This window comes from Flagellimonas baculiformis (assembly GCF_033441575.1).
In the GTDB taxonomy this organism is placed as follows: Bacteria; Bacteroidota; Bacteroidia; order Flavobacteriales; family Flavobacteriaceae; genus Flagellimonas; species Flagellimonas baculiformis.
On the sequence record NZ_JAUZVW010000003.1, the window covers coordinates 256,846 to 277,320 of the forward strand.

The 20,475-nt window shown below is 47.7% G+C and carries 18 protein-coding genes; 14 read left to right on the plus strand and 4 right to left on the minus strand.

The window, feature by feature from the left end; genetic code table 11:
• Nucleotides 1-27 precede the first annotated feature (27 nt).
• Nucleotides 28-753 carry a metallophosphoesterase family protein gene (locus SD450_RS06125; RefSeq protein ID WP_318343750.1) on the minus strand — a complete coding sequence of 242 codons (726 nt, stop codon included), beginning with the start codon at nucleotides 751-753 and terminating at the stop codon, nucleotides 28-30.
• Between the two features lie 155 nt (nucleotides 754-908).
• Between SD450_RS06125 and SD450_RS06130 the strand changes: the two genes are divergently transcribed.
• A complete protein-coding gene (locus SD450_RS06130; protein WP_318343751.1) occupies nucleotides 909-1,853 on the plus strand; it encodes a carbohydrate kinase family protein in 945 nt (314 codons plus the stop codon).
• Nucleotides 1,854-3,782 (plus strand): amylosucrase, encoded by a 1,929-nt coding sequence (locus tag SD450_RS06135; RefSeq protein ID WP_318343752.1) that lies wholly within the window; start codon nucleotides 1,854-1,856, stop codon nucleotides 3,780-3,782.
• On the opposite strand, the gene SD450_RS06140 is transcribed toward SD450_RS06135, so the two are convergent.
• Genes SD450_RS06140 through SD450_RS06150 form a run of 3 tightly spaced genes read right to left on the minus strand, consistent with a single transcriptional unit; the run spans nucleotide 3,779 to nucleotide 6,552 of the window.
• Complete coding sequence (locus tag SD450_RS06140) at nucleotides 3,779-4,915, minus strand: ATP-binding protein (protein WP_318343753.1); 1,137 nt, start codon at nucleotides 4,913-4,915, stop codon at nucleotides 3,779-3,781. The genes SD450_RS06135 and SD450_RS06140 overlap by 4 nt on opposite strands.
• Entirely contained in the window at nucleotides 4,912-5,667 is a 756-nt protein-coding gene (locus SD450_RS06145; protein ID WP_318343754.1) for an SDR family NAD(P)-dependent oxidoreductase, read from the minus strand. The genes SD450_RS06140 and SD450_RS06145 overlap by 4 nt, the downstream gene beginning before the upstream one ends.
• Before the next feature lie 12 nt (nucleotides 5,668-5,679).
• Complete coding sequence (locus tag SD450_RS06150) at nucleotides 5,680-6,552, minus strand: aldo/keto reductase (protein WP_318343755.1); 873 nt, start codon at nucleotides 6,550-6,552, stop codon at nucleotides 5,680-5,682.
• 158 nt (nucleotides 6,553-6,710) lie between these two features.
• Here SD450_RS06150 and SD450_RS06155 point away from each other — a divergent pair, with 158 nt between their 5' ends.
• The 12 genes from SD450_RS06155 to SD450_RS06210 all read left to right on the plus strand — a co-directional run bounded on the left by SD450_RS06155 (nucleotide 6,711) and on the right by SD450_RS06210 (nucleotide 20,413).
• A complete protein-coding gene (locus tag SD450_RS06155) occupies nucleotides 6,711-7,712 on the plus strand; it encodes an AAA family ATPase (RefSeq protein ID WP_151889429.1) in 1,002 nt (333 codons plus the stop codon).
• 69 nt (nucleotides 7,713-7,781) lie between these two features.
• Nucleotides 7,782-8,648 (plus strand): DUF58 domain-containing protein, encoded by an 867-nt coding sequence (locus SD450_RS06160; protein ID WP_318343756.1) that lies wholly within the window; start codon nucleotides 7,782-7,784, stop codon nucleotides 8,646-8,648.
• Entirely contained in the window at nucleotides 8,648-10,309 is a 1,662-nt protein-coding gene (locus tag SD450_RS06165; RefSeq protein ID WP_404828226.1) for a hypothetical protein, read from the plus strand. Before SD450_RS06160 ends, SD450_RS06165 begins: the two co-directional genes overlap by 1 nt.
• Nucleotides 10,310-11,308: a vWA domain-containing protein gene (locus SD450_RS06170; RefSeq protein WP_318343758.1), complete on the plus strand. Its 999-nt coding sequence runs from the start codon at nucleotides 10,310-10,312 to the stop codon at nucleotides 11,306-11,308.
• Nucleotides 11,309-11,311: 3 nt separating this feature from the next.
• Nucleotides 11,312-12,358, plus strand: coding sequence for a VWA domain-containing protein (locus SD450_RS06175; protein WP_318343759.1), 1,047 nt, complete (start codon nucleotides 11,312-11,314; stop codon nucleotides 12,356-12,358).
• The gene (locus tag SD450_RS06180; protein ID WP_404828227.1) at nucleotides 12,339-13,244 is read left to right on the plus strand and encodes a tetratricopeptide repeat protein; all 906 of its coding nucleotides are present in this window, start codon (nucleotides 12,339-12,341) and stop codon (nucleotides 13,242-13,244) included. The genes SD450_RS06175 and SD450_RS06180 overlap by 20 nt, the downstream gene beginning before the upstream one ends.
• Nucleotides 13,244-15,031, plus strand: a complete 1,788-nt coding sequence (locus SD450_RS06185) for a BatD family protein (protein WP_318343760.1) — start codon at nucleotides 13,244-13,246, stop codon at nucleotides 15,029-15,031. Before SD450_RS06180 ends, SD450_RS06185 begins: the two co-directional genes overlap by 1 nt.
• A 2-nt stretch (nucleotides 15,032-15,033) precedes the next feature.
• On the plus strand, nucleotides 15,034-15,792 hold the full coding sequence (locus SD450_RS06190) for an SH3 domain-containing protein (protein ID WP_318343761.1): 759 nt from the start codon (nucleotides 15,034-15,036) through the stop codon (nucleotides 15,790-15,792).
• A 56-nt stretch (nucleotides 15,793-15,848) separates the two neighbouring features.
• Nucleotides 15,849-16,160 carry a hypothetical protein gene (locus tag SD450_RS06195; protein WP_318343762.1) on the plus strand — a complete coding sequence of 104 codons (312 nt, stop codon included), beginning with the start codon at nucleotides 15,849-15,851 and terminating at the stop codon, nucleotides 16,158-16,160.
• An 80-nt stretch (nucleotides 16,161-16,240) separates the two neighbouring features.
• A complete protein-coding gene (locus SD450_RS06200; protein ID WP_318343763.1) occupies nucleotides 16,241-17,824 on the plus strand; it encodes a SulP family inorganic anion transporter in 1,584 nt (527 codons plus the stop codon).
• Nucleotides 17,825-17,833: 9 nt separating this feature from the next.
• Nucleotides 17,834-18,460, plus strand: coding sequence for a carbonic anhydrase family protein (locus SD450_RS06205; protein WP_318343764.1), 627 nt, complete (start codon nucleotides 17,834-17,836; stop codon nucleotides 18,458-18,460).
• A gap of 96 nt (nucleotides 18,461-18,556) precedes the next feature.
• Complete coding sequence (locus tag SD450_RS06210; protein ID WP_318343765.1) at nucleotides 18,557-20,413, plus strand: SulP family inorganic anion transporter; 1,857 nt, start codon at nucleotides 18,557-18,559, stop codon at nucleotides 20,411-20,413.
• The last annotated feature ends 62 nt before the right edge of the window (nucleotides 20,414-20,475 follow it).

Consider the following 20,475-nt stretch of genomic DNA (forward strand, 5'->3'; position numbering starts at 1 on the left):
TAAAATTCTATTATGGATGGAATAAAGTTAATTTCTTCCTCGCTCGCCGGGATAAAAGGTATGGACGGGATCGCTCTGCCAAAATTCCTTGGTGTCCACATCCATCATGGTCAGCTTGCCCATAAATGCGGCACCGGTATCCACGTTCCAGACATTGGCGGCATTCTGCGGTGGTACCACTTTGAGTTTGGAAATGGGGGTATGCCCGATGAAAACTTCTTTATAGTGGGTCAATCGTTTGGGGAATTTAGGATCTGTGGGTTCCAGATCGGGACTCAGCGCAGTTGCCAATTCCCACAAGGTCCGGTCCCAATAGAAGGATTGCTCAAAATATTCAAAATCGATTCCCTTGAGGTTGGTGTATCCGGCATGAAGGTACAATCGGTTGTCATTGGCCAGATGATAGTTCTCCAACCCTGCGTAAAAATCCAGATGAAGTGCCCACTTATCCTTATTGGTGTCCAAATACGACTGCCGGGTGGCCGTTCCGCCGTGTGCCAACCATTGTGGGTTTTCCCTTTGGGTGAGCAGCCATTCCCTGCAAAGCTCATCATGGTTGCCCCGTATGAACGTGCAATTGTGTGTGTCCTTTATCTGTATCAAAAAATCGATGGTCTCAACGGCCGTGCTCCAGCCATCTACATAATCCCCCAAAAAAATGATATGGTCCTCCGGTGAAACATTGGCCCTGTCCATGAGTTGTTCCAAGGCCCTTACCCCGGAATGGACATCTCCCACAACCAGCGTGCGCATATAAAAGTTTTTCGCAATATTACACACAAATGATCGGGCACCTATGAAATTATGGCAAAGTTTATCAACCAATCCAAAGGATTCTCCTCAAAAAAGGAATGTCCATTTTTGGTCGTGGTATGATTTTCTATGTACCTTAGGATTTTTCGAGAAGTATGAAAAAAGTATTCTGTGTCGGCGAACTGTTGATCGATTTTGTTGCTGAAAAACAGGGGAACGACCTTTCCAAAGCCACGGATTTTACGAAGAAAGCGGGTGGAGCTCCAGCCAATGTGGCCTGCGCCATCGCCAAGTTGGGTGGCCGGGGCATCTTTTTGGGCTGTGTGGGCAACGACCCCTTCGGAACATTTCTTTTGGACACCCTCAAAAAAGAGGGGGTGGATATCTCTTTAGCGCAACGGTCCAAAACGTTCACTACACTTGCCTTTGTGTCACTGGCCGAGGATGGGGAACGTGATTTTGTGTTCTGCAGAGGGGCGGACAAGGCACTGGAATATGACCCCAACCTTCGGAAAATCCTCCACGGCAACATCCTTCATCTGGGTGCTGCCACCGCGCTTTTGGGCGGTTCGTTGGAAAAGGCCTATGGCAAATACCTATTCGATGCGCTCACCAAGGAGATGTTCATCAGTTTTGATCCCAATTTTAGAGGAGACCTCTGGAAAGATGATGAGGACACTTTCGTAAAAAAGTGCACCCCCTTCATTGAAAAATCGCATTTGTGCAAATTCAGCCTGGAAGAAGCACAACTCCTATCAGGAAAAACCGACCCAAGCGAGGCCTGCGACGTGCTCCATGAGGTTGGCACCAAGATCATCACCGTGACCATGGGCAGCGAAGGGACACTATTGAGCATGGGCGGGGCCAAAAAAACCATCCCGAGCATCAAGGTTTCCCCTGTTGACACCACGGGGGCCGGGGATGCCTTTATCGGTTGCCTGCTCTACCAGATTTCTGGTCTTGGTAATTTTGACCCCGTTTTTGAAGACTTTGCGCTTCTGGAAAAGATGGTCGCCAAGGCGAATGTGGCCGGGGCCATTACCACCACCAACTACGGGGCCATTGTCGCCCTTCCCACAAAAGACCAGATCGAAATCTAAATGAATCAGGCTCAGTTACATCGGCTTGTGGCCCAACAGTCAAAGGAAAAGGATAGTACAGCACTCTTCGAACTTCGGTTGGCCACCAATATGACCCTTATCCAACAGTTGTTTTTTTCGCTGTATCCTGAAAATCAACATGGAGCATGTTTCAACAAACTGTTGGATTTGCTCCCCAAACTGTTTGCTTCCAGACCTCCGGACCTGAAGGAACAGGACCTTCTCCGATTGAACGCCGGGAACTGGTACCAATCGGAAAAAATGTTGGGGATGCAGATGTATGTGGAGCATTTCAACAAAGACCTGAACGGGCTGCGCCAAAAAATCCCTTATCTGAAAGAATTGGGGGTAAATTTTCTGCACCTGATGCCCATCACCTCCAGACCCAAGGGCGAAAATGATGGGGGCTATGCCGTGAACAGCTATCTTCAGGTGGACAAAAGATATGGAACCAAGGAGGATTTGCTCGCACTCACCTCCGAATTCAGAAAGGAGGGCATCTATTTGATGTTGGATTTTGTAGTCAACCACACTTCTGACGAATTCACATGGGCCAAAAAGGCCATCAAGGGCGATAAGAAATACCAGGGGTACTACTATACTTTTGACGACCGCACCGTTCCGGATGAATTTGAAAAGACCCTGCCCGAGGTGTTCCCGGAAACCTCGCCCGGCAACTTTACCTACATTCCCGAAATGGAAAAATGGGTGATGACGGTCTTCAACAGCTACCAATGGGACCTCAACTACACCAACCCGGAAGTGTTTTTGGAAATGCTCATCAACTTGGCAAAGTTAGCGGACATGGGTGTGGATCTGGTGCGGTTTGATGCACTGGCCTTCCTTTGGAAGAAGATAGGGTCCATCTCCCAAAACCTTCCCGAGGCCCATGCCCTTGTTTCCTTGTTCCGGATGTGCCTTCAAGTGGTCGCGCCCGGTGTTATTCTTTTGGCCGAGGCCATTGTGGCCCCAACGGATATCGTAAAATATTTTGGACAGGGACAAACGCTGGGCAATGAATGTGAAGTGGCCTATAACGCATCGTTGATGGCCCTGCTCTGGAACTCCGTCGCCACCAAAAAAACCAATCTGCTCTACAAAAGTCTGGCGCACGTCCCCGAAAAGCCAAAAGACTGTACCTGGATCAACTATATCCGCTGCCATGATGATATTGGGTTGGGTTACGAGAATCAGTTGATATGGGAACTGGGCTGGTCGCCCGAACTCCACCGTAAGTTTTTGTTGGACTACTATTGCCAAAAATTGGACTGGTCGCCGGCCATGGGATTGCTTTTCATGTACAACCCTAAAACGGGCGATGGGCGCATCACGGGAAGTGCCGCATCACTTTTGGGGTTGGAAAAGGGCATCTTGCTGAAGGATAAGGAACTCATCGATCAATCTATTGCGAAGATCATTATGCTGCATGGAATAATATTTGCCTTTGGCGGCATTCCATTGATCTACGCCGGGGATGAAATCGGTACGCTCAACGAATATTCCTTCCGAAATGATGATGCCAAAAAAGGGGACAGCCGATGGGTGAATCGACCTCTACAGGATTGGGATGTCATTTCACGCCTAGGGAAAGAACCCTCTCCTCAATCCCGGATTTTCCAGACGCTGCAAAAACTGATCCAGATCCGGAAGGAAAATCCGTTGTTCGCGGACAACAATAATCTGGAACTGTACCATACGGGCAACGACCACATCCTTGCCTTTGGACGGACCCATGGAAACAAGCAAGGGTTATTGGTCCTCTGCAATTTTGACGAAAAACCCCAGATGATCGAAACGGGGTGGATCAAAAAAATGGGCTATTTCACCAAAGGTGAACCTCTGGATCTGGTGTCGGACCAGCAAATCTCCGTAAAAAGTGGGCTATTGGAAATCTTGCCCTATCAAATGATCTGGTTAAAAAGGGGCTAGCTGTACCGAACTTTCCTCAGTACGCGTTGCGATTCTTTCAAAGATTGATAGATGCCACTGTCATAGGATTTTAGAATGGGTCTGGAACGATCCATCTGCTCCTTGGCCTCTTCAAAACCATTCAGATAGCAGATGAGATAGGTAGCGGGAAGATGGGTCAGGTCCCTTTGTTCCGATTCGGTCAGGGGAATCCTATTCTCCACTTTTTTTAGGAGTGCATTGTTGGTATTGTACACATGGTAGAGCGTTTTCTTGTCGTACTGTGGCGGCTCAAACACCAGCTTGCTGTTGATGGTATATTTTCCGTTCTCCGAAAACGTGATCACCATTTCTTCCAAAGGATAATATTTCTGTTCGGACCCCAATCCCAATTGCACATACTCCAAAGTGGCAAAGGAATCATTGTCATAGTCGATGGTGATCTCGTCCAAGGCGGAATAAAAGAGTTTGACCTGCTCATTGATGAGCTCAATGTCCACCCGGGAATAATAGGTCTTGTTCTTCACTTTCTTTTTGATGCCCGCCCAGCAGACCACGAACTGTTCCTTGAACACTTTGTAATTGCTGGTAAGGTCGGGGTGGCGGGTGTTCATGAAATTGATCACGGCATCCAGGGTGAGCTCAATATTGTTCCTGGCATGTTGCTCAATGGTCGCGACCTTTTCAGAGTTGATGTCCTTCAACTCTATGCCATATGCTTTGGGAAGACTGATGCTTCCTTCCCTGAAGAATACGGAACCGCCGTAGTATTTCCAGATGTTTTTTCGAAGGGCACAGACCTTTCCGTTGGAACGGATGGTGACCAAACCGACCACTTTCCCTTCGGGCAGGTGCGGAAACGGGATGTTCTCGTAGGAAATAATGGGAGGATTGTCCAGATAAGCATTGACCAGGTTTTGGATCTTGCTGTCATCAAAGAAATCGACCCCGATGATGTCATTGTCCGCATCCTCCACGCCTATCACGATGAAGGAATTGTTCTTGGGATTGCTGTTGGCCAAGGCGCAGACGTGCTTTAGAAATTTTGCCTTTCCCTCTTTTTCACCTATGGATATAAAACGCTTTTTGTCATAAAAACTGTTCTCATCATTATGCGCTAAAAGATTTTTTACCAGTAGGCGTTTGTTGATCATAGTTCCTTTTTCACAATTGTGCCGCTTGCCTGGGCCGTGGGAAAGACCGTCAGATCGGCAATGTTGACATGGTAGGGCCGTGTCACCATAAAAAGAATGATGTCCGCAATGTCCTCCGGTTTCAGGGGCTGATACCCTTGGTACACACTTGAGGCGCGTTCGGTGTCACCTTTGAACCTCACATCACTGAACTCGGTCTCCACCAATCCTGGGTTCACAGCACCCACACGGATACCATGTGCGTTCAGGTCTATACGCATGCCTTGGTTGATGGCATCCACGGCGTGCTTGCTGGCACAATACACATTCCCGTTCGGATAGACCTCCTTCCCCGCTATAGATCCAATGTTGATGATATGCCCTGATTTTCGCTCCACCATCTGTGGCAATATGGCCTTTGACATGTACAACAGCCCTTTCACGTTGATGTCCAACATGGCGTCCCAATCATCCGGGTTTCCCTTGTCAATAGGGTCCAGTCCATGTGCATTTCCGGCATTGTTCACCAAAATATCGATTTGGGAATACCCCATGGGCAGCCCTTCAATAGCAGCAAAAACCGCTTTTCGGTCCCTTACATCAAAATGGAGAAGGTGCACCCCCGTCCATTTCTCCAAGTCTTTCTTGACCTCATCCAATCGTTCCTTCCTGCGACCACAGAGAACAAGGTTGAACCCTTGCTTTGCAAAAAGTTCGGCTGTTGCCCTGCCTATTCCGCTGGTGGCCCCAGTGATCAATGCTGTAGTTGTCATCTCTTCTGCTTTTTAGGGAACATCATGGCCTTGGCTGGCTACCAAAAGGGCAAACCAATCCTGAAGTTCCAGTTCCATCTCTGCGGCTTTTGCCGAGAGGGTTATCCTTTCTTTGCTCGTGGTCCCTATCACTGGATAGATGTTGGCCGGGTGCCTTAAGATCCACACCAGGAGCAATTGACTTTCATCCGCTCCATATTTTTCCATCAATGGTCCCATGACCTTTTTGATGCGTTTTGTCCGATCATTCTTCTCCCGAAAAAAATCACCCAATGGACTCCACGCCATGGCCAATCTTTTGCCCACAATGCAATCGTCAAAAGTGCCATCGTACATGGGTGCATCATACGTCAGTGAAAATTCCACTTGGTTTGCGGAAACCGGGATGGCCTTTTCCAATAGGGCCACTTGCGATGGTGAAAAATTGGAAACCCCAACTTGTTTCACTTTTCCGCTATCTAGCAAGTGCTGTAGCGCTTCGGCCATTTCAAAAGGTTCCATCAACGGGCTTGGCCGGTGCATCAAGAGCAGGTCCAAGTGATCAGTACGGAGCTTTTTCAGGCTTTGTTCGGCCGACCAGATGATATAATCCTTGTCGTATTGGTAATGGTTAATCTTGTTGTCCCTACCACGGGTCAACTGGATGCCACACTTGGAGACCAATTGGATGTCCTCCCTTTTTATGCCGCTATCGGCAAAGGCATTGCCAAAATCCGCTTCGGTGGAATAACTCCCGTAAATGTCGGCGTGGTCAAAGGTGGTCAATCCGTTTTCGATGCAATGGTGCATCAATTCCACCATTTCTTTTTTGGAAAGTTGCTTGCCCCAGCTTCCCCATGTCATGGTTCCAGATATGATTCTGGAAAATTTGTCTATCTTTCGCATATGGGATGAAAGTATAAAATTAAACCCTTAAATCCTTCATAAAACTAGGGGTTTGGCTTTTATTTTAACCATTAATTAACAGGTGGATTTTAAATAAATTTTCATTTTGCACACCTTAGCTAAATCACTGACAGTAATACCTAACAATAGAAGTTATAATGGAAGAAAACACTACTATCGATATTAGTGCTGTGAATGAGAAAATTGCCCAAGAGAGTGCTTTTATTGATCTTCTAAAGGTTGAGATGAACAAGGCCATTGTGGGCCAAAACCATATGGTGGAGCGACTGCTCATCGGCCTATTGGGAAAGGGACACATCCTGCTCGAAGGGGTTCCCGGACTCGCAAAGACGTTGGCCATCAACACTTTGGCAAAAGCCGTTAAAGGAAGTTTCAGCCGGATACAGTTTACTCCCGATCTTTTGCCCGCCGATGTGGTGGGGACCCTCATATACAACATCAAGGAAAACGATTTTTCCATCAAGAAAGGGCCCATTTTCGCCAATTTCGTACTGGCGGACGAGATCAACCGTGCGCCTGCCAAGGTTCAGTCCGCCCTACTTGAGGCCATGCAGGAAAAGCAGGTCACCATTGGGGACGAGACCTTTAAACTGGCACCTCCCTTTTTGGTGATGGCTACCCAGAACCCCGTGGAACAGGAAGGTACCTACCCGCTTCCCGAAGCTCAGGTGGACCGTTTCATGCTGAAGACGGTGATCGACTATCCAAAACTCAACGAGGAACAACTCATCATCCGACAAAACCTTAGGGGTGACATCGAGGAAGTAAAACCCGTGGTGTCCCTTAAACAGATCTTGAGTGCGCAAGATGCGGTACGCGAGGTCTATATGGACGAAAAAATAGAGAAATACATCCTGGATCTCATCTTTGCCACCAGATATCCTGAAAAATATAACCTGGGGGACCTCAAACCCCTGATCAGTTTTGGTGCTTCGCCCAGGGGAAGTATCAATTTGGCCAATGCCTCCAAATGCTATGCCTTCATCAAGCGAAGGGGCTACGTGGTGCCAGAGGATGTACGGGCCGTGGTGCACGACGTTCTCCGCCACAGGATCGGGATCACCTACGAGGCCGAAGCGGAAAACATCACTTCCGAAGAGATCATCAACAAGATTGTTAACGAGGTAGAAGTGCCGTAACGGTTCAATGTTTCTCGGTCGAAGTAGCAATACTTTTTAGCCAACCCGAAAACCTATCTCTTGAACCAAATGGATACAAAAGAACTACTTAAAAAAGTACGTAAGATTGAAATAAAGACCCGGCGTCTTTCCGACCATATTTTTGGTGGGGAATACCATTCTACGTTCAAGGGTAGGGGAATGACTTTCAGCGAGGTACGGCAATACCAGTTCGGGGACGACGTAAGGAGCATCGACTGGAACGTGACCGCCAGGTACAACGAGCCTTTTGTAAAAGTATTCGAGGAGGAACGGGAGCTTACCATGATGCTGATGGTGGACGTGAGCGGATCGGAACTTTTTGGCACTACCGACCAGTTCAAGAAAGAGGTCATCACGGAAATCTCGGCCACACTCGCCTTCTCGGCCTTGCAGAACAACGACAAAGTGGGCCTCATCCTTTTTTCCGATGAAGTGGAACTCTTCATCCCGCCCAAGAAAGGAAAAAGCCATGTGCTGCGCATCATCCGGGAACTGTTGGAATTTACCCCAAAGAGTAGCAGGACCAACATTGCAGAGGCCTTGAAGTTCCTGACCAATGTGATGAAGAAAAAAGCCATCGTTTTTGTACTCTCGGACTTCATTGCCGATGACTATTACAACACGCTGCGTATCGTGGGCAACAAGCATGACGTGACAGGTATCCGAATATTTGACGAAAAGGAAGAATCCATCCCCAATCTGGGCTTGGTGCAAATGCAGGATGCGGAGACCGGTGCCTTGCAACTGGTGAACACCCAGTCCAAAAAAGTACGTTACGCCTATGGCGAGTTCCACAAACAAAAGGTGGCCTATTTCATGGATTCGTTTACCAAATCGGGCTGTGGGGTCATCAATTGCAGGGTGGACGAAAGCTACGTAAGAAAACTATTGGGATATTTTAAACGAAGGGGATAATGCAAATTGAAAATTCAAAATTGAAAATTCAAAATGTCCCAACACCATTGGTGTTGATGGTGCTGCTTTGCCTTTTTCTTTTGCCCAATAGGAGCTTTTCCCAAACGGAACCCAAGATCTCCACGGAGGTGGACACGCTTTCCATCAAAATTGGGGAACAGATCCATTACACCATCACCGTTGAAACAGATTCCCTCGATATGGTCCATTTTCCCGAAGGGCAGTCCTTCTCCCCCTTGGAAACCGTGGAGGCCATTATAGGTGACACCATCAAGAACAAAGATAGGGTCACCCTGCAACGGATCTATGCCCTGACCCAATTTGACAGCGGTGCCTACACCGTGCCCCCACAGATTGTCACCGTCAACGAGAAGCAATTTTTCACTGATTCCTTCCACATCAAAGTGGCCGATGTGGCCGTGGACACCACCAAGCAAAAAATGTACGACATCAAACCCTTGATTGAGGTGGAAAGGAATACGGCCGATATGTGGATGACCGCACTTTGGATCCTTTTGGCCCTCGTGGTCGTGGGTGGATTGGTCTATTGGTTCTTCCTTAGGAAAAAACCCTTGACCGAGGAAGAAAAAGTGGCCTTGCTGCCCCCATATGACCGTGCTTTGTTGGAACTGAAAAAACTGGAAAATTCCAAATACCTCATCCAAGATCAATATAAGGAATACTACTCGGAGCTTACCAACATTGTCCGTTTGTATTTGGAAGATGAAGTCCATGTTTCCGCCATGGAAAGTACCACTGGGCAGCTCATCACCAAATTGGAGCTGTTGAAGGATGCCGGCGAACTCAAGATTGACGATGATACCATACACCAATTCCAACAAATATTGGAAACTGCGGATTTGGTGAAGTTCGCCAAATCAAAACCGGCAACCACCGTTGCGGAACAGGACAGAAAACTGGTGGAGCAGATCGTGGTAAAGACCCACGAGGCTATCCCCGAACCCACTGAGGAAGAACTCTTGCGGGACGAGGAATATTTGGAGGAACTGGCCAAGAAAAACCAACGGAAACGCATCTATTGGGCCGCCGCCATCTTCGTCGGGATATTGTTTCTCGGAGGGATTTTCTCTGTGGTCTATTTTGGTTTCAAGCAAGTGAAGGATACCGTTTTTGGCTATCCCACCAAAGAACTTCTGGAAAACGAATGGGTGTCCAGTTCCTACGGTTTCCCCCCAATTGAACTGGAAACACCGGATGTGCTGGTCCGACAGGAGGTGGAGCTGCCCAAGGAGACCCAAGAGCTCATCAAAGAACTACAGGCCTTTTCGTATGGCAGTTATGTGGGCATTTTTTCGGTAAGTGCCAGTTCCGTGACCTATAAGGAGCAGTCCGATCCCGATTTTGAGACTGCGGTAGGTTCCGTTTTGACCGGTTTTGAACAACTGGGCTTGAAGAACATCATCACCAAACAGGAAGAGTTTACCACCACTTCGGGTGTCAAGGGCATCAAAACCTATGGAACGGGAACTTTTGAAAATCCGACCAGTGGGGATTCCAAAAGGGCCAAGTACAATATCCTTTCCTTTGGCGGAAAGGGCTTTATGCAACAGGTCATCATCACATGGGAAGAAGGGGACGACTATGCAGAACAGATCGTGGACCGAATACTGAACAGTTTGGACGTAAAAACACAGGCATAAATGTTTGAGAATATAGAATTTGCAAATCCTGAATTTTTCTGGCTGCTTTTATTGCTGCCACTGGCTTTGCTATGGTATGTTTTCAAACGGAAAAAGGAAACCGCATCCCTTCGCATTTCTAGCATCAAGGGATTCACAATCAGTAGTTGGGCCTCAAAGGCGAAGCCCGTGCTCTTTACGTTGCGCATCCTGACCTTGGCGGCCATCATCACCGCATTGGCACGACCACAGACCGAGGATATTTCCACCAGGACCAAGACCACAAAGGGCATCGACATCGTCATGGCCATCGACGTATCATCGAGTATGTTGGCCCGCGATTTGAAACCCAATCGCCTTATCGCCCTGAAAGAAGTGGCGGCGGATTTTATCGAACAGCGCCCCAACGACCGCATCGGTATTGTGGGCTACGCCGGGGAAAGCTATACGAAGACCCCGATCACCAGCGACAAGGCCATTGTGTTGAACGCGCTCGAGGAAATCACCTATGGGGAACTGGAGGACGGGACCGCCATCGGGATGGGGCTTGCCACAGCGGTAAACCGCCTGAAGGAAAGCAAGGCCATCAGCAAGGTCATCATTTTATTGACGGACGGTGTGAACAATTCCGGGTTCATTGAACCCAAAACGGCCGCCGACCTTGCCACGGAATTCGACATCAAGACCTACACCATCGGGTTGGGTACCAACGGAAACGCGTTGACCCCCATCGGATACAATAGGGATGGTTCCTTCAGATATGGTATGCAAAAGGTGGAAATAGATGAGAATCTCCTAAAGGAGATTGCCCAGGTGACGGGCGGAAAATATTTCCGTGCCACCGACAACGAATCCTTGGGGGAAATCTATGACGAGATCAACAAATTGGAAAAAACGGAGATAGAGGAATTCAAATATTACAAGTATGAAGAGAAGTTCAGGCCATTGATATTTTTGGCAGGGGCTTTGCTATTGTTTGAATGGGTATTGCGGAATTCCGTATTTAAAAGTTTTATATAGGAAATGATTCAGTTTGACGAGAAAATATATTTCTATCTGTTGGCCATAATCCCAATTATGGTCCTGGCATTCCTTATGCTCCAAATCTGGAAGAAAAAGACCCAGCGCCGTTTTGCAGATCCCAAACTGTTGAAGCGTTTGGCACCGGACAGGTCCAGCTTCAAATCTACCCTAAAGCTGATTCTTTTTTTGCTCGGACTTTCATTTCTTGTCCTTGGGCTCGTCAACCCCAAGATCGGCACCAAACTGGAAACCGTAAAGCGCGAAGGGGTGGACATTGTATTTGCCCTGGACGTTTCCAAAAGTATGTTGGCCGAGGACATTGCCCCCAACCGATTGGAAAAAGGCAAACGTATCGTATCGGAGATCATCAACCAATTGGCCAGTGACCGTATCGGCATCATTGCCTATGCAGGGCAGGCCTATCCGCAGCTTCCCATCACCACGGACTATGGTGCGGCAAAAATGTTCCTGCAGAGCATGAACACCGATATGCTCTCTTCCCAGGGAACTGCCATAGATGCTGCCATCAACCTGGCCAGTACCTATTACGATGATTCCCAACAGACCAACAGGGTACTTTTTATTGTGTCCGACGGTGAGGACCATTCCGAAAGCTCCACCGCAGCCGCTGTGGAAAATGCCACCCAAAACGGCATACGGATCTTTACCATTGGCGTGGGGGAGGCCAAAGGAGCCCCAATTCCCATCAAAAGGAACGGGATTGTGGAGAGCCTAAAGAAAGATAATGAAGGTGAAGTGGTCATCACCAAATTGAACGAACCCATACTCACCGAAATCGCCGACAGGGGAAATGGTGAATATATCGATGGTTCCAACACCGAAAATGCTGTGGAATACATCAAGGAACAACTGGACCGAATGGACAAGACCGAATTCGAGGCCAAGCAATTTGCGGAATACAAGGACCAGTTCCAATGGTTCCTCGCTGCTGGCTTTTTATTTTTATTTTTGGACATTTTCGTTTTGGACAGAAAGACACAATGGCTGAAAAAACTGAATCTTTTCAATGAGTATGATGATGAATAAGATAGGATTGATGTTTGGCCTGCTGCTTTGTTTTGGCGTTGCATGGGCACAGGACGAGACAACGGAAAAAGAGAACAAGGAGGCCGAAAAAGCGCTTCAAACCTCCACCAACATGACCTGGGAGGCGAACAATGAGCTTACCGCCAACGATTTTGTCAACTCGGAGGCCAAGTACAGAAAGGCCATATCCAAGAGCAAACAGAACGTGGCCGCTCCGTTTAATCTAGGGAATGCCTACTACAACAGGGAAAGTTATGGGGAAGCCTTTGGCCGCTACAAACAGGCCAGTGAAGCCGCCGATGAGAAACCCGAAAAACACAAAGCCTTTCACAACATGGGCAATGTGTTCATGAAGAACAAGGAATACGAAAAGGCCGTGGAGGCCTACAAACAGGCACTCCGTAGCAATCCGGATGACGACGAGACCCGATACAACCTTGCCCTAGCCAAAAAAATGCTGGAGAAACAGCAGGACGAGCAAAAGAACGACCAGAACAAGGACAACGAGGACAAACAGGACCAGAAAGATCAAGAACAAGATCAGAACAAGGACCAGAACAACGAAGGGGGCGACAACGAGAAAAAGGACGAAGGAAAACAGAACGAGGACGAGAACAAGGACAAGGGCGACCAAGGAGATAACGGCGAGGACAAACCCAAGGAAAACCAAGAGGGGGACGGGGACAAGAAAAAGGAGCAGGAGAAAAAACCCAATGAGGGAGACCAGCCCAACGACCAAAAGCAACAGCCCAGGCCCAACCAGCTCTCCCAACAACAGATACAGAACCTACTGGAGGCCATGGAAAACGAAGAGAAAAAGGTGCAGGAAAAAATGGAGGCCAGAAAGGTACGGGGCAAAAAAATCAGAAACGAAAAGGATTGGTGATGAAGACGTTGAGGGGCAACATTTTGTTTTTTTGGGTAACACTCCTGTTTTGCGGGGTCTTTGCCCATGCCCAAGAAGAGGAAGGGGTCACATTCGAAATGAACCTCAGCAAGGAAAAATTGGGCATCAACGAACGCCTCAGAGTGGATTTTACCATGAACAAGGACGGGGACAATTTTACGCCTCCTCCCTTTGAGGGCTTCAATGTGGTCATGGGACCTTCCCAATCCATCAGTTCTTCATGGATAAACGGAAAACGCAGCTTTTCCAAAACCTATACCTATATATTGGTGCCCACGGCCCGGGGCAACTTCACCATAGGGCAGGCTACCATAGAAATCAGCGGAGAGACCTACAAAACGTTGACCAAACAGGTAGAAGTGACCGCTGCTGTGGACAATCCCAATGGCCAAAAAACGGTGGACGATGTTGCAGACGAAAGCCTCCATCTGGTGGCGGAAGTCTCCAAGGGCAACCCCTATCTGAACGAAGCGGTCACCGTGGTCTATAAACTATATGTGAGCCCAAACATCAGTGTGACGAACTATCGCCCGTTGGACAATCCCAAATACAACAACTTCTGGAGCCAGGACATTCCGGTGACAAGGCATACTGCACAAAATGGCACGTATGAAGGCAAGCCCTATAGGTTCGTGGTCCTAAAAAGGGTGGTGCTTTATCCCCAAAAATCAGGGAGTCTGGAAATAGAGCCGCTTTCCTTGGAGATTTTTGTGGACGTCCCCACCAACAAACGTGATTTCTTTGGGGGCAGAATATATACCCAGACCAGCAAAACGGTTTCCGCGGGGAGAAGGACCTTGAATGTGAAGCCACTTCCCGAAGCCGGAAAACCGGCCAATTTTGGAGGTGCCGTGGGTGATTTCGATTTTTCGGTGACCACCAGCAAAGAACAATTGAATGCTTCCGAATCGCTCCAAGCAATCGTAGAGGTTTCTGGAAAAGGGAACCTGAAGTTGTTCCAATTGCCCGAACCCGAACTCCCCAGCTCATTGGAAGTCTATGACCCCGAGTATGAGGAGAGCATCCAGACCTATGTTTCCGGAATGGAGGGCAAAGTGTCCAACAATTACACCATTGTGCCTTCATTCAAAGGGAAATACCCCATCCCCAGCATTTCGTTCAGCTATTTCAACCCCGATACGGAAAAATATGTGACGCTCAATTCCGAAGAGATCAGCATCGAGGTGTTGGAAGGCCCTACGGCCTCGTCGGGCAATATCGCCTCAGGGCCATCGGTCAACAAACAAGCCGTGGTGGCCACGGGCAAACAGTTCCATTTTATTAAACTGGACCCCAACCTAGGCCCGAAGGAAATCAGCTGCTTTTTGGGCTCCCGTGCTTTCTATCTCCTGCTTTTCGTTCCTCTTCTTCTGATTCCCATCGCTATCTTTTTCTTTAAGAAAAGGGAGGCCATCGCCAGTGATGTGGTCGGAAATAAGATAAAACAGGCCAATAGGTTGGCCAAGAAATACCTGTCCACGACCAAAAAGGAACTGGGCAACAAAGAAGCCTTTTATGTGGCCTTGGAAAAAGGACTGCACAATTACCTGAAGGCAAAACTGAAGATAGAGACTTCGGAGTTCAGCAAGGAAAAGATAACCGATATCCTCACGAACAAAGGTGTCGCGGCACAGGATATAAACGCCTTCATCGAGCTGTTGAAAAACTGTGAGATGGCCCGATACAGTCCGTTTTCCAATGTGCAGATGCAGAACGATTACGATAAGGCTAGTGAGGTGATTTCTAAATTGGACAAACAGCTATGAAAATGAAAAAGATCCTTTTTTTGATATGCCTGTTATCCCTGTCCTTTGGTTTCTCCCAAAATGAGGTCCTTTTTTCCGAAGCAACGGAATTTTACAACAAGGGGGAATACGCAAAGGCCATAGCAAACTATGAACAGATTTTGGAGAGTGGCCAACATTCTGCGGCCGTGTATTTCAATCTGGGCAACTGCTATTATAAGATCAATTCCATTGGTCCCAGCATCTACTATTATGAGAAGGCGCTATTGTTGTCGCCCAATGACAGTGAGATACAGAACAATTTGGGTTATGCCCAAAACATGAGGCTGGACGCCATAGAAGAAGTCCCCAAGACTGAGATTGCCCAAGCTTATGACAAAGTCATCAATCTGTTCACCTGCAATCAATGGGCCTATCTGGCGGTCGTATTGGTCATTCTTTTTGTACTGGCGTATTTGGCCTATTATTTCCTTCGTTCGGCCAACCAAAAAAGGATTGCCTTTATCACCGGAATTTTCTCATTGACCCTTGGGTTGGTTAGTATTTTGTTGTCCTATCTCCAACATGAACAGTACAGAAAGGACAATCCCGCCATTGTCTTCAGTAAGGAAGTCAAGGTTTCATCCGAGCCCAATGCAAGCAGTGACATCATCTTTACCCTGCACGAAGGCACCAAGGTAAATGTACTGGAGGAACTTGACGGTTGGGAGAAAATAAGGATTGCCGATGGACAAACCGGCTGGCTTTTGGGCGAAAACATCAAACGCATCAAGGATTTTTAGACATTCTTAACATAAAATCGCCCTGTTCGCCTTATTTTTGGGAAAAATCAAGTATAGTGCTAAAGCTACTGGCCTTTCCCATCGTATCGGTGATGCTCGTTTCCATTTTGATGGCATCCCCTTTCGTCCCCCTTCTGGGCAGGGAATACAGTACTGCACTTATACTGGGGTCCTCAGAAGAGGAAAACAATAGCCATGAAACAACGAACGGCAAAAACTTTGAGAGCAAATTCTTTGTGTTCCGAAATTTCTTCGCTGTAGATCCTTACTTCAACCAAGAACAACACCTTAGCTCGTTGCGGTACATATTCCAAGTGATGGAACACACCGTTGAGATTCTTGATCCTCCCCCAAGGGAATTGGTTTAATTCCTGAAATATTCTCATTTAAGTCAATTTTCCAACAGTCTTCAACATTTTGATGGTTTGAAGACAAAATTCTTTTAATTATGTTCAAGTATCTCAAAAACGACTTGCCATCCAGTGTTGTGGTCTTCTTTGTGGCATTGCCGCTCTGTCTGGGCATTGCATTGGCCAGTGGTGCCCCTCTTTTTTCCGGACTTATTGCCGGAATTGTCGGGGGTGTTGTTGTGGGCGCATTGAGTGGCTCCCAATTGGGGGTCAGTGGCCCCGCAGCCGGACTTGCCGCTATTGTGCTCACTGCCATAGGCACCTTGGGAGGTTTCGAAAACTTTTTGGTGGCCGTGGTACTCGGCGGAATCATACAGATCCTGTTCGGTGTCCTCAAAGGAGGTATTATCGCCTACTATTTCCCTTCATCAGTGATAAAAGGGATGTTGACCGGGATAGGTATCATCATCATTTTGAAACAGATTCCCCACTTTTTTGGCTATGATGCCGACCCGGAAGGCGATCAGGCTTTTTTCCAGGTCGATGGGGAAAATACCTTCAGCGAAATCCTTGTCGCGCTGAACAATATAAGTCCCGGAGCGACATTGATTGCCATCATTGCACTTGCCATTCTTATCCTATGGGATAAAGTGCTGACAAAAAAATCAAAAATATTCCAGTTGATCCAAGGCCCTTTGGTGGCTGTGGTACTGGGCATTCTTTACTTTGTATTTACCCAAGGTGATGCCACATGGGGCATTTCTGGGGAACATCTTGTACAGGTCCCTGTCCTGGAAAGCTTCGCCAATTTTGGAAGCCTGTTCCAGTTTCCCAATTTTTCCGTTATCGGAAACACCGAAATTTGGATCACGGCCTTTACCATTGCATTGGTGGCCAGTTTGGAGACGCTGTTGTGCGTTGAGGCCACTGACAAGTTAGATCCCTATAAAAGGACCACACCTGCCAACAGGGAATTGTTCGCACAAGGCGTTGGAAATTCCATATCCGGCCTGCTTGGTGGATTGCCTGTGACCCAGGTGATCGTACGTAGCTCGGCCAACATCCAGTCGGGTGGCCGTACCAAATTATCCGCCATTATCCATGGCCTTCTCTTGTTCATCTCGGTTATGTTGATCCCAAAGTTGCTCAATATGATTCCTTTGTCCGTTCTGGCTGCTGTACTGTTCATCGTCGGTTTCAAACTGGCCAAGCCCAGCTTGTTCAAGACCATGTACCAGTTGGGGTGGAAACAATTTATCCCTTTTATTGTCACTGTGGTAGGACTTGTTTTCACCGATCTTCTCATCGGTATTGCACTGGGTCTGGCGGTCGGCATTGTGGTGATCCTGATCAAGAGCTATCAAAATTCTCACTTCCTTCATATTGAAGATATGGGCAATGGGGAAAACATGATCAAAATGACCCTTGCGGAAGAAGTGACCTTCATCAACAAGGGAGCCATCCTCAAAGAATTGGATCGCCTTCCAGAAAATTCCTATCTTGAACTGGATGTTAGAAAAACAAGGTATCTGGACAACGACATCATTGAGATTTTGGAAGATTTCTCGGGCAAGGCCAAGAGCAAGAACATCAACATCAAGTTGGTCTCTGAAAGAGGTGTGGTCGAGAATCCAGAGAGTTACATCAAATTTTTCAACCTAAGACCGAAACAAACGGCATAACACAGCATTATGAAAGCACACACAAAAGAAACACAGTCCACCATGACGCCCCAAAAGGCGCTCCAATTTTTGAAAGAGGGCAATGAGCGTTTCCAAAATAATTTGAAGGCCAATAGAAACCTGTTGCAGCAGGTCAACGAAACCAAGGATGGGCAGTTTCCCTTCGCCACGATCCTTAGCTGTATCGATTCAAGAGTGTCCGCAGAACTGGTCTTTGATCAAGGCCTTGGTGACATTTTCAGTATCAGGATAGCGGGCAATTTTGTGAACGAGGATATTTTGGGAAGCATGGAATTTGCCTGCAAACTTGCAGGAACCAAGTTGGTTGTGGTTTTGGGCCATACCAGCTGCGGAGCTGTCAAGGGAGCTTGCGACCATGCCCGTTTGGGTAACCTAACCACCTTGATCAACAAGATAGAGCCTGCGGTCGAGGCCGTTAAAGAACCCAAGGACGAGTCGTTGAGAAATTCCAAAAACTTGGACTTCGTGGATGCAGTTGCCGTGAAGAACGTGGAGATGGCACTTACTAACATCAGGTCTCAAAGCCCTATCTTAAAAGAGATGGAAGAGGCCGGGCAAATAGCCATCGTCGGGGCCATGTATGACCTCTCTGACGGCAAGGTGGTCTTTTTGTAACATACCACTCTATATATACAAAAGGTCGATGGACATCATAACCCATCGACCTTTTTTGTTTTAGAATTGTTACCTTCACCCTCACAACCAAAAGCCATGTTCAGAAATTTTAAAGGAGACCTTTTCGGAGGGATCACTGCTGGGATTGTTGCCCTTCCCTTGGCACTTGCTTTCGGAGTAAGTTCGGGATTGGGGCCAAGTGCAGGATTGTACGGTGCCATCTTCATCGGTTTTTTTGCCGCTCTTTTTGGAGGCACCAACACCCAAATTTCTGGTCCTACGGCCCCCATGACCGCAGTGAGCATGGTCATGATCTCAGGCATCCTGGCCGTCAACAATGGAGATGTGGGCAAGGCACTTCCGGCCATTTTGACCGTTTTCTTACTTGCAGGGCTCATGCAGATCGGCCTTGGACTTATCGGTTTGGGGAAATACATCAAATACATTCCTTATCCTGTCGTCTCTGGGTTCATGACCGCTATCGGCATCATTATCCTGGTTACACAGACTCTTCCGGCCGTTGGGTATTATCCAAAGGAAGACGCTTCATTTGTAAGCAGTTTTCGACCAAAAGCAGAAGAAAGGATCTTGAACAGGATTTTGGAACAAGAAACCGAACAGGGCATCTCGGTCCTTGATGATTTTGAAGAGACCATCAAAAGGGCCAAAAACATCACCGCGGCCGACATGGACAAAGAAGCCAAAGGTTTGGCGGGAAAAGAAGCCTCTGGGGTCATCGGTACTTTTAAGGTATTGCCCAGGGCCCTTGGAAACATTGATGCGTTGGAACTCACATTGGCTTTGGGTACCATCCTCATGGTATATGGGTTTAAACGCATCACCACTGCCATACCCAGCACATTGGTGGCCCTTGTCGTAGTCTCCGGCATTGCTTATGGCTTTGGTTTGGACTATCGGCCCATTGAGCAGATTCCCAGCGGACTCCCGACGCCCCATCTGGAAATTTTTACCGGCTTCAATCTGGGCGCCGTTGCCCCATACATTTTTACGGCGCTCACGCTTGCACTGCTCGGCGCCATTGATTCCCTGCTCACATCTGTGGTCGCGGACAATATGACCCAGACCAAACACAGCCCCAACAAAGAACTCATGGGACAGGGAATCGGGAACAGCATAGCCGCCCTGTTTGGCGGAATCCCCGGTGCAGGTGCCACCATTAGAACGGTGGTGAACATCAACTCTGGGGGCAAGACCCGGCTTTCAGGTATGATCGCAGGATTGCTCTTGCTCATCATTCTGCTTGCCCTGGGTCCCGTAGCCTCCCAAATCCCTGCAGCGGTATTGGCGGGCCTACTCGTCACCGTCGGGATCGGCGTTATGGATTATAAAGGGTTAAAGGCCATTCCCAATATGCCGAAGGATATCAAATTTGGTCCTTTCCGGCTGAGTTCTGAGGTCATCGTCATGTTGGTGGTGATGGTGCTTTCCTCCGTATGGAACCTTGTATATGCTGTAGGAATCGGTCTGATCATGGCCTCATTGATGTTCATGAAAAAAATCGGCGATATTACTTCCAAAAAATCCAATGTGACTTCTTTGAAAGAAGAAGGCTGGCCCGATGAAAAGGACATTTCCGAAGAGTTGAAAGAAGGGGTTTTCATCAAACACATCAATGGTCCTCTTTTCTTTGGCTCCACCAGTGAATTCCAACTATTGGCCGACCAGATTCCGGAAAATGCATCCATTGTCATCATCCGAATGGGTCGTATGCCCTATTTGGACCAATCCGGGCTCTATGCCATGGAGGAGGTCATCCATGGCTTGAAACAAAAAAACATCACTGTTTTGCTCTCCAAGGTTTTGGAGCAGCCAAAATACATGTTGGAAAAGATAGATATCGTTCCAGGCCTCATTCCAAACGAGCATGTTTTTGACAATTTCCGGTCATGCCTGAATTGGTTGAAGGACCGCAAAGCACATGCTGACCTATAGATTTTTTTGGAAGTAGGCACAGTACATTTCTTATTCTCCCTATAAATCTTGTACAATTTGCT

Bases quoted from the DNA above. Each gene is read 5' to 3' on its own strand.
- SD450_RS06125 (WP_318343750.1), bottom strand. From the start codon at position 753: ATGCGCACGCTGGTTGTGGGAGATGTCCATTCCGGGGTAAGGGCCTTG.
- SD450_RS06130 (WP_318343751.1), top strand. From the start codon at position 909: ATGAAAAAAGTATTCTGTGTCGGCGAACTGTTGATCGATTTTGTTGCT.
- SD450_RS06135 (WP_318343752.1), top strand. From the start codon at position 1,854: ATGAATCAGGCTCAGTTACATCGGCTTGTGGCCCAACAGTCAAAGGAA.
- SD450_RS06140 (WP_318343753.1), bottom strand. From the start codon at position 4,915: ATGATCAACAAACGCCTACTGGTAAAAAATCTTTTAGCGCATAATGAT.
- SD450_RS06145 (WP_318343754.1), bottom strand. From the start codon at position 5,667: ATGACAACTACAGCATTGATCACTGGGGCCACCAGCGGAATAGGCAGG.
- SD450_RS06150 (WP_318343755.1), bottom strand. From the start codon at position 6,552: ATGCGAAAGATAGACAAATTTTCCAGAATCATATCTGGAACCATGACA.
- SD450_RS06155 (WP_151889429.1), top strand. From the start codon at position 6,711: ATGGAAGAAAACACTACTATCGATATTAGTGCTGTGAATGAGAAAATT.
- SD450_RS06160 (WP_318343756.1), top strand. From the start codon at position 7,782: ATGGATACAAAAGAACTACTTAAAAAAGTACGTAAGATTGAAATAAAG.
- SD450_RS06165 (WP_404828226.1), top strand. From the start codon at position 8,648: ATGCAAATTGAAAATTCAAAATTGAAAATTCAAAATGTCCCAACACCA.
- SD450_RS06170 (WP_318343758.1), top strand. From the start codon at position 10,310: ATGTTTGAGAATATAGAATTTGCAAATCCTGAATTTTTCTGGCTGCTT.
- SD450_RS06175 (WP_318343759.1), top strand. From the start codon at position 11,312: ATGATTCAGTTTGACGAGAAAATATATTTCTATCTGTTGGCCATAATC.
- SD450_RS06180 (WP_404828227.1), top strand. From the start codon at position 12,339: ATGAGTATGATGATGAATAAGATAGGATTGATGTTTGGCCTGCTGCTT.
- SD450_RS06185 (WP_318343760.1), top strand. From the start codon at position 13,244: ATGAAGACGTTGAGGGGCAACATTTTGTTTTTTTGGGTAACACTCCTG.
- SD450_RS06190 (WP_318343761.1), top strand. From the start codon at position 15,034: ATGAAAAAGATCCTTTTTTTGATATGCCTGTTATCCCTGTCCTTTGGT.
- SD450_RS06200 (WP_318343763.1), top strand. From the start codon at position 16,241: ATGTTCAAGTATCTCAAAAACGACTTGCCATCCAGTGTTGTGGTCTTC.
- SD450_RS06205 (WP_318343764.1), top strand. From the start codon at position 17,834: ATGAAAGCACACACAAAAGAAACACAGTCCACCATGACGCCCCAAAAG.
- SD450_RS06210 (WP_318343765.1), top strand. From the start codon at position 18,557: ATGTTCAGAAATTTTAAAGGAGACCTTTTCGGAGGGATCACTGCTGGG.